This is a genomic window from Sphingobium sp. (assembly GCF_041987595.1).
In the GTDB taxonomy this organism is placed as follows: domain Bacteria; phylum Pseudomonadota; class Alphaproteobacteria; order Sphingomonadales; family Sphingomonadaceae; genus Sphingobium.
The window spans coordinates 1-15,304 of sequence record NZ_JBHIWJ010000095.1 but is presented as its reverse complement, the minus strand read 5'-3'; the positions used below and the strand labels follow the sequence as shown (position 1 = coordinate 15,304).

The following is a 15,304-nucleotide window of genomic DNA, read 5'->3' as shown; positions in this document are numbered from 1 at the left end:
CCAGTCCTTGGCGAGTTCCACCGCGGCGCGCATCAGCTGGCCATTATGGCGCTCCAGCTTGGCTTCCAGTCGTTCGAACAGGGTGAAGGCGTCGGCGGTCGCACCGGCAAAACCGCCGATGACCGAACCATCATGAAGACGGCGAACCTTGCGGGCGTTAGGCTTCATCACGGTCTGGCCCATGGAAACCTGGCCGTCACCGGCCACGATCACCTTTCCATTCTTGCGTACCGACATGATGGTGGTGCCATGCCAGACGGGCATGGCGCTTTGGCGTTGGTCGTTCATGGTGCGGCATATGGGAGCGAAGAAAGCGACGCGCAAGCATCGGCGGCGCAAGCGTCCAATCGTGTCATTTTCTGGACAGATTTATTTCAATCCGTTCAGGAACCAACCTGCTTCAATTGACATTGTGCAATGCAGCAAGGATTATTGCCGGCATGTTGCGAAGAGGTAAACTTATGTCCCTCAAGACCAAGGCGCAGGAAAAGGTCGAACGCGCGGGAATATCCAACTATTCTTTCGACCATGATGTGCTGGTGATGTGCGGGGTGCGCTACACCATTGCCGCCTGCGATTGCGGCGAACCGGAATGCGATGGCGTGCGGCTGGAAAAGGATGCGGCCGTCGCCAGCCGCATCCTTCAGTAAGCAGCTCAGTTTATGACCCGCTCTCCGGCGCGGCCAACGGACTCGATGTCCCGGCCTGCGCCCTTTACCGTGTTGCAGGCAGCGAGCGATGAAATAAGCAGCCCCGCAAGAACAAGGGCGACGGTTTGACGCATGGGGTAAGCACTCCTTTTGATAGCCTATCGATTATAACGCTCTGAGCGAGAATATGTCCATTTGGCGAAATTTGCGTATTGGAGGCGCTTGACAGGCGGCGCGGCCAGTGCCAATTGCCGCCTCCTCCTTACAGGGGGCGCGTAGCTCAGCGGTAGAGCACACCCTTCACACGGGTGGGGTCACAGGTTCAATCCCTGTCGCGCCCACCATGACCCGAGCGGTCATGGTAAGAGAAATATTATTTCCCAACATTGATCTTTTTATCTGCGTCGAGCTAATTCTGCGCTCACATGACGCGGCGTTGCCATGCGCTGCGGGTAAGCAAGGGAAGATCATGTCGCCATATTGGAAATGCGGCGCTGCCTTCGGCGCGCTGCTTCTGAGCGTTTCCGCTCAGGCCCAGAACAAGCCGGCACCGCAAAGACTTACATTGGATCGTGTTTTTGCCAGTCCGGACCTGTCGGGACCGCAGCTGCGTGCGCTGAAGCTCTCTCCGGACGGCAAGCTCGTGACGCTGCTGAAACCGCGTAGAGACGATAAGGAGCGGCTGGATCTATGGGCCGTGGACAGCTCGACCGGCGCGGAGCGGATGCTGGTCGATTCGAAAAGGACCGGCAGCGGCGCGGAACTCTCCGAGGCGGAAAAGATGCAGCGGGAGCGGGACCGATCGGTGGCGGGCAGCACCGGCATTGTCAGCTATGACTGGGCGCCGGACGGCAAGTCGATCCTCGTGCCGGTTGACGGCGACCTCTATCTCGCCGCGCTGGACGGCAAGGTTACGCGACTTACCAATACGCCCGATGGTGAACTGAACGGTGTGGTCAGTCCGAAAGGTGGCTATGTATCCTTCGTGCGTGGCGGCAATTTCTTCGTCCAGCCGATGGGCGGGGCGGAGAAGCAGTTGACGCAGGGCGCCAGCGATACGGTCAGCTGGGGCGTCGCGGAGTTCGTCGCGCAGGAAGAAATGGACCGGCGCACCGGTTATTGGTGGTCGCCCGACGACAGGCTGATTGCAGTCGCGCGCGTTGATGAAAGTCCGGTGGGCGTCGTTACCCGCACGGCGATCGGCGGCGAAGGCACCAAAGTCTATGAGCAGCGCTACCCTGCCGCCGGGACGCCCAATGCGCTGGTCGATCTTTATGTGATGAAGCCGCAGGGCGGTGCCCCGGTCAAAGTCGATCTGGGGCCGGAAAAGGACATCTACCTCGCCCGCGTCGACTGGTCCAAGGACGGCAGGACGCTCTATGTCCAGCGCGAGAGTCGGGACCAGAAGACGCTCGATCTGCTCGCCGTCGATCCGGCGACGGGCAAGGCGAAAGTGATCCTGACCGAGAGAGCGAAAAGCTGGATCAATCTCAGCAACAACTTCCATCCGCTGAAGGACGGCAGCTTTCTTTGGTGGTCGGAAAAGACCGGGCATGGCCATCTTTACCATGTGCGGGGTGGCAAATGGACGCCGCTCACCAGCGGCGATTGGGAGGTGCGTGATGTGGTCGGCGTGGATGAGGGACGAGGCCTCGTCTATTTCACCGGGAACAGGGAAACGCCGCTTGAGCAGCAGCTGTACGTGGCGTCGCTCGCCAAGGCGGCGTCGCTCAGGCAGTTGACCTCGACGGGCTGGTGGAATGACGCCGTGATGGACGGCGCGGCCAGCCGCATCATCGTTGCCCGCAGCAATGTGGATCAGCCCAAACAGGTCTATCTGGCCGACAGCGCGGGCAAGCAACTGCAATGGCTGTCGGAAAATGCGATCCTGGGCGATCACCCTTATGCGCCCTACCTCGCCAGCCACGCGAAGACGAAGTTCGGCACCATCAAGGCGGCGGACGGGTCGACGCTCTACACCCGGATCATGACGCCGCCGCTGGAGGCCGGGAAGCGCTATCCCGTCTTCATGGCTCATTATGGCGGGCCGGGCACCGGGCGGCAGGTGACGAATTCATGGGGGTCGCCCATCTACCAATATCTGGTGGACAGGGGCTGGATCGTATTCGTGGTCGACAATCGCGGCACGCCCGATCGCGGCAAGGCGTTCGAGGACCAGATTTACCACGCGATGGGCACGGTCGAGGTCGAGGACCAGCTTGCGGGCGTGAACTGGCTCAAGACCCAGCCCTATGTCGATCCCAAACGGATCGCGACCTATGGCTGGTCCTATGGCGGCTATATGTCGCTGAAGCTGCTGGAGAAGGCGCCGGGCGTCTTTTCGGCGGCCGTCGCAGGTGCGCCGGTGACGAAGTGGGAGCTGTACGACACCCATTATACCGAACGCTATCTTGGCCAGCCGCAGGAAAAGCCAAGCGCCTATCCCGGCTCCGGCGCGGTGGACGAGGCGGTGAAGATCAAGGACCCGCTGCTGCTGATCCACGGCATGTCCGACGACAATGTGGTGTTCGACAATTCGACCGCGCTGATTGCAAAGATGCAGGCGGCGGCCGTCCCGTTCGAGATGATGGTTTATCCAGGCCAGACCCATCGCGTCGGCGGCCCCGGCATCAGCGTGCATCTGTGGCGCACGATCGAGGATTTTCTTGCCCGCCATGGGACTGCGCCGGAAACACCCGCAAAATAGGGCAGGGACGTTGCCGGGGACGCTGTTTCGCGGCAACGTCAAGCCACCCAAGCAGCGCTTGGGCGCAATAAACTGCTTGTCACTGGACAAATGGCGCAATGCCGCTATGGCGCGCACTTCCGCAATTTTGCATGGAGTGGAGTGTTAAGTCATGGGCTACAAGGTCGTCGTCGTTGGTGCCACCGGTAATGTGGGCCGCGAGATGCTGACCATTCTCGCCGAGCGCGAGTTCCCTATTGACGAGATCGCGGCGGTCGCTTCGCCCCGGTCGCAGGGCACCGAAATTGATTTCGGTGACACCGGCAAGACGCTCAAATGCAAGAATATCGAGCATTTCGACTTCACCGGCTGGGATATCGCCCTGTTCGCCGCTGGCTCCGGCCCGACGGCCGAATATGCGCCCAAGGCGGCGGCCGCCGGCTGCGTGGTGATCGACAACTCGTCGCTCTACCGCATGGACCCGGACGTTCCGCTGATCGTGCCCGAAGTGAACCCGGATGCGATCGACGGCTATGTGAAGAAGAACATCATCGCGAACCCGAACTGCTCGACCGCGCAGATGGTCGTGGCCCTGAAGCCGCTGCATGACGCCGCGAAGATCAAGCGCGTCGTCGTCGCCACCTACCAGTCGGTTTCCGGCGCGGGCAAGCAGGGCATGGACGAACTGTTCGAACAGTCGCGCAACATCTTCGTCGGCGATCCGGCCGAGCCGAAGAAGTTCACCAAGCAGATCGCCTTCAACGTGATCCCGCATATCGACGTCTTCCTGGACGATGGTTCGACCAAGGAAGAGTGGAAGATGGTCGCGGAAACCAAGAAGATCCTCGATCCCAAGGTGAAGGTCACGGCGACCTGCGTGCGCGTGCCCGTGTTCGTCGGCCACTCGGAAGCTCTGAACATCGAGTTCGAGAACGAGATTTCGGCGGAGCAGGCCCAGAATATCCTGCGCGAAGCGCCGGGCGTGATGCTCGTCGACAAGCGCGAGGATGGCGGTTACGTCACCCCCGTCGAGTGCGTGGGCGACTACGCCACCTTCGTCAGCCGCGTGCGTGAGGATTCGACCATTGAAAATGGTCTGAACCTCTGGTGCGTCAGCGACAATCTGCGCAAGGGCGCGGCGCTCAACGCCGTGCAGATCGCGGAACTGCTGGGCCGCCGTCATCTGAAGAAGGGCTGAGGCCTTTCACATGATCTCCGGCGCTGCGTCCGTCTGGAAAGCCGTTCCAGTCGCGCAGCGCCGAATGATCCTTCTTCTGATTGCGGCCATCGTCGCCGCCAACATCGATCAGCCCTATCCCGAACTTGCGCCGCTCCAGCATGGGCCGACCGTCCTGCTGGCTTTGGCGGCCCCCTGGCTGCTGCGCCGTTGGCCGCTGTCGAATGGCATTGTCGGGTGCATCCTCCTTTTCCTGCTGCTGCACACTTTGGGCGGACGCTATATCTACAGTTACGTGCCCTATGACATATGGGCGCGGGCGGTTAGCGGACATGATATCAGCGGCACTTTCGGCTTTGCCCGCAACGGTTACGACCGGCTGGTGCATTTTGCCTTCGGCGCCTTGCTGACGGCGCCTTTCGCGCAGGCGGCGCGGCGCTATGGAGCGCTTCGGACGGGATGGAGCCTGACCTTCGCCTTTGTCGCGGTGGGCTTTGTCGGCGCGATTTACGAGATTTTCGAATGGCTGCTGAGCGTGGTTGCGGCCGGGCAGACCGCCGACTGGTATAATGGCCAGCAGGGCGACATGTGGGACCCGCAAAAGGATATGGGGATCGCGCAGTTGGGCAGCCTGTTGGCGTTGATCTGGCTTCGTTTCGCTCGACAAGGCCAAGCATAGGCCATATCGGCGGGCTGTCATCAGCCCAAGGAGTAGCCCCTCATGTCCGGCGCAATGTCTGACCTGCCGATCGAGAAACTGGAGATCAGGGGGCTGGGCGGGCTGCCCATTGCGGTGCATGTGATCGGGGGCAAGGTCTCCGGGGGCCGCGATCTGGTGCTTATCCACGGCTATTTCTCCAACGCCTTCACCAACTGGGTCCGCTACGGCCATGCCGCGAAGCTGGCGGAGGCGGGCTTTCGCCTGATCATGCCGGACCTGCGCGGCCATGGCGAAAGCGGCAAGCCGCATGACGCCGCCGCCTATCCGGCTGATGCGCTGACCGACGACAATCTGGCTGTGGTCGAGCAGCTAGGGCTGACCGACTATGATCTGGGCGGCTATTCGCTGGGCGCGCGGACGACGGTTCGGATGCTGGCGCGGGGCGCGACGCCACGGCGGGTCATATTGGCGGGCATGGGGCTGCGAGGGCTGGTTCATACGCTGGACAAGGGCGGCTACTATAAGAATGTGCTGACCAACCTTGGCACCTTCGAGCGCGGGACGTCGGAATGGATGACCGAGGCGTTTCTCAAGACCACCAAGGGCGATCCGGTGGCGATGCTCCATATCCTGAACACCTTCGTCGATACGCCGGAAGAGGTGATCGCCGGTTTCTCCCAGCCCGCCGAAGTCATTTGCGGCGCGGACGATCAGGACAATGGCGTGGCGCAGGAACTGGCGGCAGTGCTGCCCCATGGCCGCTATGTCGAAATTCCCGGCAATCACATGAACGCCGTCACCCGCAAGGAATTGGGTCAGGCGATGGTGGATTTCCTCACCGCCTGAGCCTCTGCCACGCGCTCTCTTTCCTTCGTTCGCCCTGAACCTGTCGAGCCGAAGGCCGTGCGACTCCAACGGCTTGGCTTCTCTTCGGGAAGAGAAGGGGTTCGACAGGCTCCGCCCGAAGGGGCGACGAATGATGCTTACCGGAAGGGCGGTTCGTTAAAGGCGCGCAGCTTGCGGCTATGCAGCTTCGGCCCTTCCTGCCGCAGAAGTTCGCAGGTCATGAGGCCCACGCGGAGATGTCCGGCAATGGCTTCCTCGTAGAAGCGGTTTGCCTGTCCCGGCAGCTTCAACTCGCCATGGATCGGCTTGTCCGAAACGCAGAGCAAAGTCCCATAGGGCACGCGGAAACGATAGCCCTGCGCGGCGATGGTGGCCGACTCCATGTCGATGCCCACCGCCCGCGACAGGCTGAAGCGCAGGGCCGAGCTGGAATAGCGAAGTTCCCAGTTGCGATCGTCGGTGGTGACGACCGTGCCCGTCCGCAACCGCCGCTTGAAATCCTCCCGGTCGCCGCCGCCCAGCACGGCCTCCGCCGCCTTGGCCAGCGCGACCTGCACTTCGGCAATGGCGGGCACCGGAATTTCCGGCGGCAGCATCTCGTCCAGAACATGGTCGTCGCGCAGATAGGCATGGGCCAGCACATAGTCGCCGATCCGCTGGCTGGGGCGCAGCCCGCCGCAATGACCGATCATCAGCCATGCTTCGGGCCGCACCACCGCCAGATGGTCGCAGATCGTCTTGGCATTGGACGGACCCACGCCGATATTGACCAGCGTAATGCCGCTGCGGTCCGGCGCGATCAGGTGATAGGCGGGCATCTGATGCTTGCGCCAGGCGCTGTCCGCGATCATCTGCGCCGGGTCTGCGGTTTCGGGCGTCACATAGACGCTGCCCGCGCCGGAAAGCGCCGTGTAACGACTGCCCTCGCGCTTCAGTTCAGCGCAGGCCCAGGCCACGAACTCGTCCACATAGCGGTGATAGTTGGTGAAGAGGATGTAGCGCTGAACATGCTCGGCAGGCGTGCCGGTATAATGTTTGAGCCGGGCGAGCGAGAAGTCGGTACGCAGCCCGTCGAACAAGGCCAGCGGCCGTTCCCCCTCCGCGTCCGGCATGAAGAGGCCGTCTGCGATCTCGTCGCCGATCTCCGCCAGTTCGGTCGCGGGGAAATGGCGGGCCAGCTCCGTCGGCGGCGTGCCGTCCAGCGCGCTGATGTCCAGCCCGTCCAGCACATAGGGAAAGGGGATGGGCTGATCGCTGATCGCCGTCTCGACCTCCACGCCATAATCGCGGACCAGCAGGTCGATCTGCTCGGCCAGATAATCGCCGAACATGGCGGGCCGGGTCACGGTGGTCACATATTGGCCCGGCTTGGACAGGCGCGCGAAGGACCGGCCCGGCGGCGGCGCGTCGGTTTCCGCATGATGGGTGATGCGCAGTTCAGGGTAGCAATAGCGGCGATCCGCCTTCGCTTCGGGCGGCGGTACGCTGCCGTCGCCGGCATAGGCGCGCATCGCCTCGCGAAGATTGCCGATCGATCTTTGATAGATTTCGTCGAGTTCCTCGACGATGCTGCTGCCGATGCTTCTTGTCATCGACTCTTGGTAACGCACTTATATGACCGAAGAAAGATGCGCGCCCGAAACAGCAGGCGCGCATCCTTAAGAATCAAATCTGCTCAAGCATGTGGTCGGCCGAAGAGACCTTGAAATCGCCCGGCGCCTCGACGTTCAGCTCTGCCACCACGCCGTCCTTGACGATCATGGAGAAGCGCTGGCCGCGCTCGCCCAGTCCAAAGGCGCTGCCATCCATGGTCAGGCCCACGGCTCTGGCGAATTCGCCGTTGCCGTCGGCCAGCATCGTGACCTTGCCGTCCGCATTGGCCGACTTGCCCCAGGCGCCCATGACGAAGGCGTCGTTGACGGCGGTGCAGGCGATTTCGTCCACGCCCTTGCCCTTGAGTTGGTCGGCCTTGTCGACGAAACCGGGCAGGTGCCGGGCCGAGCAGGTCGGCGTGAAGGCGCCCGGAACGGAAAAGAGCGCGACGGTGCGCCCTGCGAAATACTCGTCCGAAGCCACCTTTTCCGGGCCGTTTTCGGTCATCTTGACGAAAGTGGTGCTGGGAATGCGGTCGCCCTTCGAAATGGTCATTGTCAGTCTCCTGGCCTCCTAAACGTGCGGCACGTTGGGCTTGCGGCCCGTCCTGTCAAGGGGCGGCGGCGGAATGTGCCGCGTCGCCTCCTGCAAGCGACAGCCCGCCATTGGCAAAGACGCGAAGCGGCGTATAGTTGCGGGATGAACAAGCCACGCTCCTATGCCGGCCAGTTCCTGCTTGCCCTGCCGGGCATGGAGGATGCGCGTTTCGATCATTCGGTCATCGCCATGTGCGTGCATGACGAAAATGGCGCGCTGGGAATTGCGGTCAGCGACGAGATCGACGGCGTCACCCTGCATGACCTGCTGGAGAGTTTCGACATAGAGCCGGGCGATATTCCAGACGTCCCGGTCCTGCGCGGCGGGCCGGTCGAGCCGCGCCGCGGCTTCGTGCTGCATTCGCTGGACTGGACCGGCCACGACATGGTCGAGGTTGGAGAGGGCTGGGGCCTGTCCGGTTCGCTCGAAATACTGAAGGCCATTGCCGGGGGGAACGGGCCGAGTCGCTATCTGGTCGCACTGGGCTATGCCGGATGGGGTGCGGGCCAGCTGGATCAGGAAATGGGCGGAGAAAGCTGGTTTCCTGCCGCTTGCACGGCCGACCTGCTGTTCGACCTTCCCGCAGCCCGGAAATGGTCGGCCGCCTATGCCGCAGCTGGAGTGGACGCTTCCCATCTGGTAAGCGGCGCAGGGTCGGCCTGAGCGGATTTGGCCCTGTCGGCTGATTGTTTCCGTAACGTAACTGAACGCTTCACGGTAAAATCCGGCTAACCTTTATCGTAGAGGTTCCGGCAACCGGACGAGCGCACCCTGATCCGTGGGCAATTGGACGGGGGTTCAAACCATGAGGAAACTGATCGCAGCGGCGCTTGCCGCGACGATGCCGCTCGCGCCGGCGACAGCCGCAACCTGCTGGAAGCAGACTGCGGTGGAAGCGGCGCAAATCCGCGACTTCGAAATGATGCTGATGGTGTCGGCCTTGCGATGCCGGGGGACGGAAAACAATTTTCTGTCGAGCTATAATCGGCTGATCCGGGAAAAGCGGGAAGCGCTGACGCAGGTGAATGATGAACTGCGCGAGCATTTCCGGGATGCCACCGGGCCGGTCGGCGCGCTCAGCGCCTATGATAATTATGTCACCGGGTTGGCCAACATCTATGGGGCGGGCGCCGATGGCCTCGCTTGCCGTGACCTCCAGTCGATCACTGACGCGGCCAACGCGCTGCCGTCGACCCGTTCGGCGCTGCTGGAACTGGCCGACGCGGCGGGGATCACTCCGCATCTTTCCGGCGCCCGTTGCGACATGGTGATAGCGGTTGCGGGGAAGGCCCTGAAAACCGGAAGCGAAGAGCCTGTGCGGGTCGCATCGCGAGGGTCCGCGGATTAAGACATAAAGAAAACTTTATATTGAGTTGCCTTGAGCGGCGGCGATTGGTAAAGCCCAGCCCATCGCCGCCGTTTCGCTTGTTCGCGATCGGCCCAGCACATTCTTGACCAATGGAGACACGCTCGTGGCCACCGCACCCGCCACCCAGGCGCAGGATTATGTGATCCGCGACATCGCCCTTGCCGCTTTCGGCCGCAAGGAAATCGAGATCGCCGAAACCGAAATGCCCGGCCTGATGGCCCTGCGTGCCGAATTCGGCGCCGCTCAGCCGCTCAAGGGCGCGCGCATCACCGGTTCGCTGCACATGACGATCCAGACCGCCGTTCTGATCGAAACGCTGGCCGATCTGGGCGCCGAAATCCGCTGGGCTTCGTGTAACATCTTTTCGACGCAGGACCATGCGGCCGCTGCCATCGCCGCGCGCGGCATCCCCGTCTTCGCCGTCAAGGGCGAGACGCTGGAAGAATATTGGGACTATGTCATCCGCATCTTCGATTGGGGTGACACGACCTGCAACATGATCCTGGACGATGGCGGCGACGCCACCATGTTCGCGCTGTGGGGCGCCCGCGTCGAAGCCGGGGAAGAACTGTTCACGCCGGGCAACGAGGAAGAGGAAATCTTCGTCGCCACCCTGAAGCGCTTCCTGGCCGAGCGCCCGGGCTACCTCACCAAGACGGTTGCCGCGATCAAGGGCGTGTCGGAGGAGACCACCACCGGGGTCCATCGTCTCTACGAACTGGCGAAGAAGGGCAAGCTTCCCTTCCCGGCGATCAACGTCAACGACAGCGTCACCAAGTCGAAGTTCGACAATCTCTACGGCTGCAAGGAATCGCTGGTCGACGCCATCCGTCGCGCCACCGACGTCATGCTGGCCGGCAAGGTTGCCTGCGTCGCCGGTTTCGGTGACGTCGGCAAGGGTTCGGCCGCCTCGCTCCGCAACGGCGGCGCCCGCGTGCTGGTGACCGAGATCGACCCGATCTGCGCGCTGCAGGCCGCGATGGAAGGTTATGAAGTCGTAACGATGGAAGAAGCGGCGACCCGCGCCGACATCTTCGTCACCGCGACCGGCAACGAAGCCGTCATCACCGTCGACCACATGCGCGCGATGAAGAATATGGCGATCGTCTGCAACATCGGTCATTTCGACAGCGAGATCGAGATTGCCGGTCTGAACAATATGCAGTGGACCGAAATCAAGCCGCAGGTGGATGAGGTTCAGTTCCCCGACGGCAAGAAGATCATCGTCCTCGCCAAGGGGCGTCTGGTCAATCTGGGTTGCGCCACCGGCCATCCGAGCTTCGTGATGTCATCCAGCTTCACCAACCAGGTGCTGGCGCAGATCGAACTGTGGACCAAGTCGGACCAGTATAAGAATGACGTCTATGTGCTGCCCAAGCATCTGGATGAGAAGGTCGCCGCGCTTCACCTCGAAAAGCTGGGCGTGAAGCTGTCGAAGCTGACGCCCAAGCAGGCCGCCTATATCGGCGTGTCGGCGGAAGGGCCGTTCAAGCCGGACCACTACCGCTACTGAAACAGGAAAAGGGAGGCTTCAGGCCTCCCTTTTTCATGCGAAGCGACGCTGGTCGCCCACGCGATAAATATTTCTTTCTATCGAACCGCTTCACGCTGCATCCGACTTGCGTTAGTCCCGGAAGATCATGAGTGGGGGCAAGCGTTTCGCGATGGGGGTGAAGTAGGACGCAATGACGTCGTTGACCCCACTTGCCGCCGTCATATTGGGCGTCGTGCTGGCCGCATGGCTTGGCGCGGCGATCTGGGCGCTGTCCAGCGGCCAGCGCAGGCGCCGCGAAGGCATGCAGGCGCAGGGCAAGCTTGACCGGCTTTCGATTCTGCTCGCCTCCGCTCCCGCAGCGCCAATTGTCATCCATTCCGACGGCCGCATGGAGACCGCTGACCGCCTCGCCAAGTGGCTGGGCAAGGACCGGGCGCCAGCCTTCGTTTCCGAACTGACGGCGCCCGACGGTGGACTGGAGCCGCAGGATGCCGCGCTTCTGGCGCAGGAAATCGCCGCTGCTCAGCGCGCCGGACGCAGCTTCGCGCTGGCGGTGCGCGGCGTTGACTCGTCCCGCCTGCTGCTCGTGCGGGGCGCGCCCGCCGGGCCAGTTCTGGCGGAAAGCGGTGGGGTCGTGCTCTGGATATTCGACGCGACCGACAGCCAATCGGAAATTCAGGCGCTCAAAGGCAGGGTCGAACAGCTCAGAGAGGCGCTCGAAGCACTGGCCGGACTGGTCGAAGCTGCGCCTTTCCCGATGTGGCACCGCACCGCCGACATGCGCCTCAGCCTCGTCAACACGGCTTATGTGCGCGCCGTAGATGGGGAAAGCGCCCGCGACGTCATCGCCAATGGCACCGAACTGGTCGAAACGGTGGGCGGCCTGACGCCGCAGGCCGCCGCTGCGCAGACCCTCGTCGACGAAACCCCGATCGAGCGCATGGTCCCCGCCACGATCGATGGCGAGCGCCGTACCATGCGCGTGGTTGACGTTCCGCTGGGCAGTGCGGGTGTGGCTGGTTTCGCAATGGACCAGAATGAACTGGAACAGGCGCGGGTCGAACATCGGCGGCTGGAGGCTGCGCAGCGCGATCTGCTCGATCGTCTGTCGGCGGGCGTGGCGCGCTTCGGTTCCGACCGGGCGCTGCGCTTCTGGAACCAGCCTTTCATGAGCCTGTTTGGGCTGGATCAGGAGCATCTTTCCGACAATCCCGTCTTCGAACGCGTGCTGGACCAGATGCGCGAGGCGCGGCGCCTGCCTGAAAACCGCGATTTCCCGGCCTGGCGGGCGGAACGCCGCGACTGGTTCCTCTCACCCGATCCCAAGGAGGAAAACTGGCTGCTGGCCGACGGCACGCATTTGCGCGTCTATGCGCAACCGCTGCCTGACGGTGGGCTGCTGCTGATCTTCGAGGATCGAACCGAGCAGGTGCAGCTTTCCAGCGCCCGCGATACGCTGCTGCGCGTCAGGACGGCAACCTTCGACAATCTGTTCGAATCGATCGGCGTCTTTTCCTCCGACGGCCGCCTGTCGCTTTGGAACAGCCGGTTCCGATCGATCTGGGACGTTTCGGAGGAGCTGCTCGCCAAGCATCCGCGCATCGATGAACTGATGCGCGCCGTTCAGTCCCGGCTCGCGAAACCGCAGCAGGCGAACCTTGTCCGCGAACTGGTCCGCGCTGCCACCATCGAGCGCAAGCAGCGCGTCGGCCATGTCGGCTTTGCGGACGGACGGATTTTCGAATTTGCCGCCATCCCGCTGCCCGACGGCAATGCACTGTTCACGATGCTTGACGTGACCGACAGCCGCCGGGTCGAACAGGTGCTGCGCGACCGCAACGACGCGCTCGAACAGGCCGACAAGGTGAAGACCGCCTTTGTGACCAACATGAGCTACGAACTGCGCACGCCGCTCACCACCATCGCCGGTTTCGCCGAAATGATGAGTGCGGGCTATGCGGGGGAAATGAGCGACCCTGCGAAGGAATATGTCAACGGCATCCTCCAGAGCACCAATCGCCTGTCGATGCTGATCGACAACGTTCTGGATCTGACGCAGGGCGAAGCGGGGATGCTTCCCGTCGAAAAGGCGCCTGTCGACCTTGCCGCCGAAGCGCGGGATGCAGTGGCACGGATCAGGGGCGATGCCTCGGCCAAGGGGATCGATCTGGCGGTCACGATACAGAGCTCACTGGGCGTCGTGCAGGGCGACAAGCGCCGGATCGGGCAGGCGCTCGATCATCTGCTGGAAAATGCAGTGCGCTATTGCAGCAGGGGGGGACGGGTGCTGCTGCACGGCGACGGCGAGAGCGACAAGGCCCGGCTCGTAGTGTCGGACAATGGTCCGGGCATCAGCGCCAAGCGGCAGGCAACGATCTTCGACGCCACGGCCCGCACGGAGCAGGCCCGCAACGGCGGCAAGGCGGGCATAGGCCTGCCGCTCGCCAAGCAACTGGCGGAGGCGCATGGCGGCGCGCTGCAACTTGTTTCGGAGCCGGGGCAGGGCACCATGGTCGTGATCGAGCTGCCGCGTGGCTGAAGCGGAAATCATCCTCGCCGGAGAGGCAGCCATGCTGGCCTTCGGGCAGAAGCTGGCGGCGCTGGTCCGGATCGGCGACGTTATCGCGCTGGAAGGCGGCCTGGGCGCGGGCAAGACAACGCTGGCGCGCGGCATATTGGAGGGATTGGGACTCGAGGAAGAGGCGCCCAGTCCCAGCTTTGCCATCGTCCAGCCCTATGACATTCCCGAAGTCGGCCTGCCTGTCGCCCATGTCGACCTCTATCGCCTCAACGGGCCGGAGGAAGTGGAGGAACTCGCGCTCGACGATTATCTGACGGACAGCCTGCTGATCGTGGAATGGCCAGACCGGCTGGGTGAGGAGGCTTGGCCTGATGCCTTGCGCTTCCACATCGACATCACACCCGACGGCGCTCGGCGCTTGACAGCGAACGTGCCGGACGCTTGGACGGAGCGATGGTCACAGATATGATCCCGCCCGCCGCTGCCCCAGCATTCCTCGCGCAAGCGGGATGGGGTGATGCGGCCGTCGTGCCGCTGGCCGGCGACGCTTCTTTTCGCCGCTATTTCCGCGTGATCGCCGGCGCGCGCCGGGCGGTACTGATGGATGCTCCGCCGCCCCATGAAGACCCGCGCCCCTTTATCGCCATTGCCGAGCATCTGACCGGCCATGGTTTTGCCGCGCCGCGGATCCTGGCGCGGGATCTGGACGGAGGGCTGGTCCTGATTGAGGACTTCGGCGATCTGCGCGTCAAGGAACATGTCGAGGAACATCCCTCCGCAGAGCTGGACGTTTACCGTCGCGCCGTCGATCTTCTCGCCGACCTGCACCGTTTACCCGCTGCCGACGTCCCCTCCTATGACCGCGCGGTCTACCAACGGGAGGCTGGGCTGCTGACCGAATGGTATTGTCCCGCCATCAGCCTTCCCGTCGATGAACAGGCCTATGTTGACGCATGGGACTCCGTGCTGCCGCTCGTCGAGCAGTCGGCCAGCCCGATCGTCACGGTGCTGCGCGATTATCATGCGGAAAATATCATGCTGATCGACCGGGTCGCTTCGCACGGCCTCGGCCTGCTCGATTTTCAGGACGCGCTGGCCGGCCATCCCGCCTATGATCTCGTATCCCTGCTCCAGGATGCCCGCCGGGACGTGCCGCCGGACGTCGAAGCGGCCATGCTCGCCCATTATCGAGCCATCGCGAACCCACCCGCCGATTTCGACGCGGCCTATGCCGTTCTTGGTGCCCAGCGCAACGCGAAGATCATCGGCATCTTCACGCGGCTGTGGAAGCGGGACGGCAAACCGCGTTACCTCTCCATGTTGCCGCGCATGTGGGATTTGCTGGAACGCGACCTTGTGCATCCGGCACTTGGGCCCGTGGCGGAATGGTTCACGGCGAACATCCCTGCCGACAAACGGCACCATGCCTTACAGGACCACGTTCCCACATGATCGACACCGCGATGTTGATGGCCGCCGGATTGGGCAAGCGCATGCGCCCCTTGACAGCGACCCGGCCCAAGCCTCTGGTCAAGGTCGCGGGCAAGCCGTTGATGGACCATGCGCTGGATCGGCTGGCGGCAGGCGGCATCCGGAAAGTCGTCGTCAACGTCCATTATCTGGCCGACACGGTAGAAGCGCATCTTGAGGCGCATTGCAACGGCGTCATGCAGGTCGCCATTTCCGATGAGCGCAGTAAGCTGCTGGAG

Annotated in this window: 16 protein-coding genes and 1 tRNA gene; 13 read left to right on the top strand and 4 right to left on the bottom strand. The window is 63.0% G+C overall.

All coding sequences use genetic code 11. The features are described 5' to 3' along the window. Positions 1-288: ATP-dependent protease subunit HslV (hslV, locus tag ACFC3J_RS18320; protein WP_375197508.1), on the bottom strand; the 288-nt coding region annotated here is incomplete at its 3' end. A 173-nt stretch (positions 289-461) separates the two neighbouring features. Between hslV and ACFC3J_RS18315 the strand changes: the two genes are divergently transcribed. Further along, entirely contained in the window at positions 462-650 is a 189-nt protein-coding gene (locus ACFC3J_RS18315) for a hypothetical protein (RefSeq protein WP_192667035.1), read from the top strand. Positions 651-655: 5 nt separating this feature from the next. Here the strand turns inward: ACFC3J_RS18315 and ACFC3J_RS18310 are convergent, their stop codons facing one another. Next, entirely contained in the window at positions 656-784 is a 129-nt protein-coding gene (locus ACFC3J_RS18310) for an entericidin A/B family lipoprotein (protein WP_375197507.1), read from the bottom strand. A gap of 135 nt (positions 785-919) precedes the next feature. Between ACFC3J_RS18310 and ACFC3J_RS18305 the strand changes: the two genes are divergently transcribed. From ACFC3J_RS18305 to ACFC3J_RS18285, 5 genes are all read left to right on the top strand, one after another. Next, positions 920-994 (top strand) — tRNA-Val (locus ACFC3J_RS18305). A 125-nt stretch (positions 995-1,119) separates the two neighbouring features. Then, positions 1,120-3,357, top strand: coding sequence for a DPP IV N-terminal domain-containing protein (locus ACFC3J_RS18300; protein WP_375197506.1), 2,238 nt, complete (start codon positions 1,120-1,122; stop codon positions 3,355-3,357). A 151-nt stretch (positions 3,358-3,508) separates the two neighbouring features. Next, the gene (locus ACFC3J_RS18295; RefSeq protein ID WP_375197505.1) at positions 3,509-4,534 is read left to right on the top strand and encodes an aspartate-semialdehyde dehydrogenase; all 1,026 of its coding nucleotides are present in this window, start codon (positions 3,509-3,511) and stop codon (positions 4,532-4,534) included. 10 nt (positions 4,535-4,544) lie between these two features. Further along, complete coding sequence (locus ACFC3J_RS18290; protein WP_375197504.1) at positions 4,545-5,192, top strand: DUF2238 domain-containing protein; 648 nt, start codon at positions 4,545-4,547, stop codon at positions 5,190-5,192. A gap of 54 nt (positions 5,193-5,246) precedes the next feature. Then, entirely contained in the window at positions 5,247-6,020 is a 774-nt protein-coding gene (locus ACFC3J_RS18285; RefSeq protein ID WP_375197510.1) for an alpha/beta fold hydrolase, read from the top strand. A gap of 137 nt (positions 6,021-6,157) precedes the next feature. Here ACFC3J_RS18285 and ACFC3J_RS18280 read toward each other — a convergent pair whose 3' ends face one another. Continuing rightward, a complete protein-coding gene (locus tag ACFC3J_RS18280) occupies positions 6,158-7,612 on the bottom strand; it encodes an AMP nucleosidase (protein ID WP_375197503.1) in 1,455 nt (484 codons plus the stop codon). Positions 7,613-7,685: 73 nt separating this feature from the next. After that, entirely contained in the window at positions 7,686-8,168 is a 483-nt protein-coding gene (locus tag ACFC3J_RS18275) for a peroxiredoxin (RefSeq protein ID WP_375197502.1), read from the bottom strand. A 144-nt stretch (positions 8,169-8,312) separates the two neighbouring features. Here ACFC3J_RS18275 and ACFC3J_RS18270 point away from each other — a divergent pair, with 144 nt between their 5' ends. From ACFC3J_RS18270 to ACFC3J_RS18240, 7 genes are all read left to right on the top strand, one after another. Further along, positions 8,313-8,873, top strand: coding sequence for a YqgE/AlgH family protein (locus tag ACFC3J_RS18270; RefSeq protein ID WP_375197501.1), 561 nt, complete (start codon positions 8,313-8,315; stop codon positions 8,871-8,873). Between the two features lie 142 nt (positions 8,874-9,015). Next, entirely contained in the window at positions 9,016-9,558 is a 543-nt protein-coding gene (locus ACFC3J_RS18265) for a hypothetical protein (protein WP_375197500.1), read from the top strand. A gap of 124 nt (positions 9,559-9,682) precedes the next feature. Then, entirely contained in the window at positions 9,683-11,092 is a 1,410-nt protein-coding gene (gene ahcY, locus ACFC3J_RS18260) for an adenosylhomocysteinase (RefSeq protein ID WP_375197499.1), read from the top strand. A 172-nt stretch (positions 11,093-11,264) separates the two neighbouring features. Next, complete coding sequence (locus ACFC3J_RS18255) at positions 11,265-13,613, top strand: PAS-domain containing protein (protein ID WP_375197498.1); 2,349 nt, start codon at positions 11,265-11,267, stop codon at positions 13,611-13,613. After that, positions 13,606-14,064, top strand: a complete 459-nt coding sequence (tsaE, locus tag ACFC3J_RS18250) for a tRNA (adenosine(37)-N6)-threonylcarbamoyltransferase complex ATPase subunit type 1 TsaE (protein ID WP_375197497.1) — start codon at positions 13,606-13,608, stop codon at positions 14,062-14,064. The genes ACFC3J_RS18255 and tsaE overlap by 8 nt, the downstream gene beginning before the upstream one ends. Further along, a complete protein-coding gene (locus tag ACFC3J_RS18245) occupies positions 14,061-15,047 on the top strand; it encodes an aminoglycoside phosphotransferase family protein (RefSeq protein WP_375197509.1) in 987 nt (328 codons plus the stop codon). Before tsaE ends, ACFC3J_RS18245 begins: the two co-directional genes overlap by 4 nt. Continuing rightward, on the top strand, positions 15,044-15,304 hold a 261-nt coding region (locus ACFC3J_RS18240; RefSeq protein ID WP_375197496.1), incomplete at its 3' end, for a sugar phosphate nucleotidyltransferase. The genes ACFC3J_RS18245 and ACFC3J_RS18240, both read left to right, overlap by 4 nt.

Coding starts and splice junctions, on each gene's coding strand:
- ACFC3J_RS18315 (WP_192667035.1), top strand. CDS start 462: ATGTCCCTCAAGACCAAGGCGCAGGAAAAGGTCGAACGCGCGGGAATA.
- ACFC3J_RS18310 (WP_375197507.1), bottom strand. CDS start 784: ATGCGTCAAACCGTCGCCCTTGTTCTTGCGGGGCTGCTTATTTCATCG.
- ACFC3J_RS18300 (WP_375197506.1), top strand. CDS start 1,120: ATGTCGCCATATTGGAAATGCGGCGCTGCCTTCGGCGCGCTGCTTCTG.
- ACFC3J_RS18295 (WP_375197505.1), top strand. CDS start 3,509: ATGGGCTACAAGGTCGTCGTCGTTGGTGCCACCGGTAATGTGGGCCGC.
- ACFC3J_RS18290 (WP_375197504.1), top strand. CDS start 4,545: ATGATCTCCGGCGCTGCGTCCGTCTGGAAAGCCGTTCCAGTCGCGCAG.
- ACFC3J_RS18285 (WP_375197510.1), top strand. CDS start 5,247: ATGTCTGACCTGCCGATCGAGAAACTGGAGATCAGGGGGCTGGGCGGG.
- ACFC3J_RS18280 (WP_375197503.1), bottom strand. CDS start 7,612: ATGACAAGAAGCATCGGCAGCAGCATCGTCGAGGAACTCGACGAAATC.
- ACFC3J_RS18275 (WP_375197502.1), bottom strand. CDS start 8,168: ATGACCATTTCGAAGGGCGACCGCATTCCCAGCACCACTTTCGTCAAG.
- ACFC3J_RS18270 (WP_375197501.1), top strand. CDS start 8,313: ATGAACAAGCCACGCTCCTATGCCGGCCAGTTCCTGCTTGCCCTGCCG.
- ACFC3J_RS18265 (WP_375197500.1), top strand. CDS start 9,016: ATGAGGAAACTGATCGCAGCGGCGCTTGCCGCGACGATGCCGCTCGCG.
- ACFC3J_RS18255 (WP_375197498.1), top strand. CDS start 11,265: ATGACGTCGTTGACCCCACTTGCCGCCGTCATATTGGGCGTCGTGCTG.
- ACFC3J_RS18245 (WP_375197509.1), top strand. CDS start 14,061: ATGATCCCGCCCGCCGCTGCCCCAGCATTCCTCGCGCAAGCGGGATGG.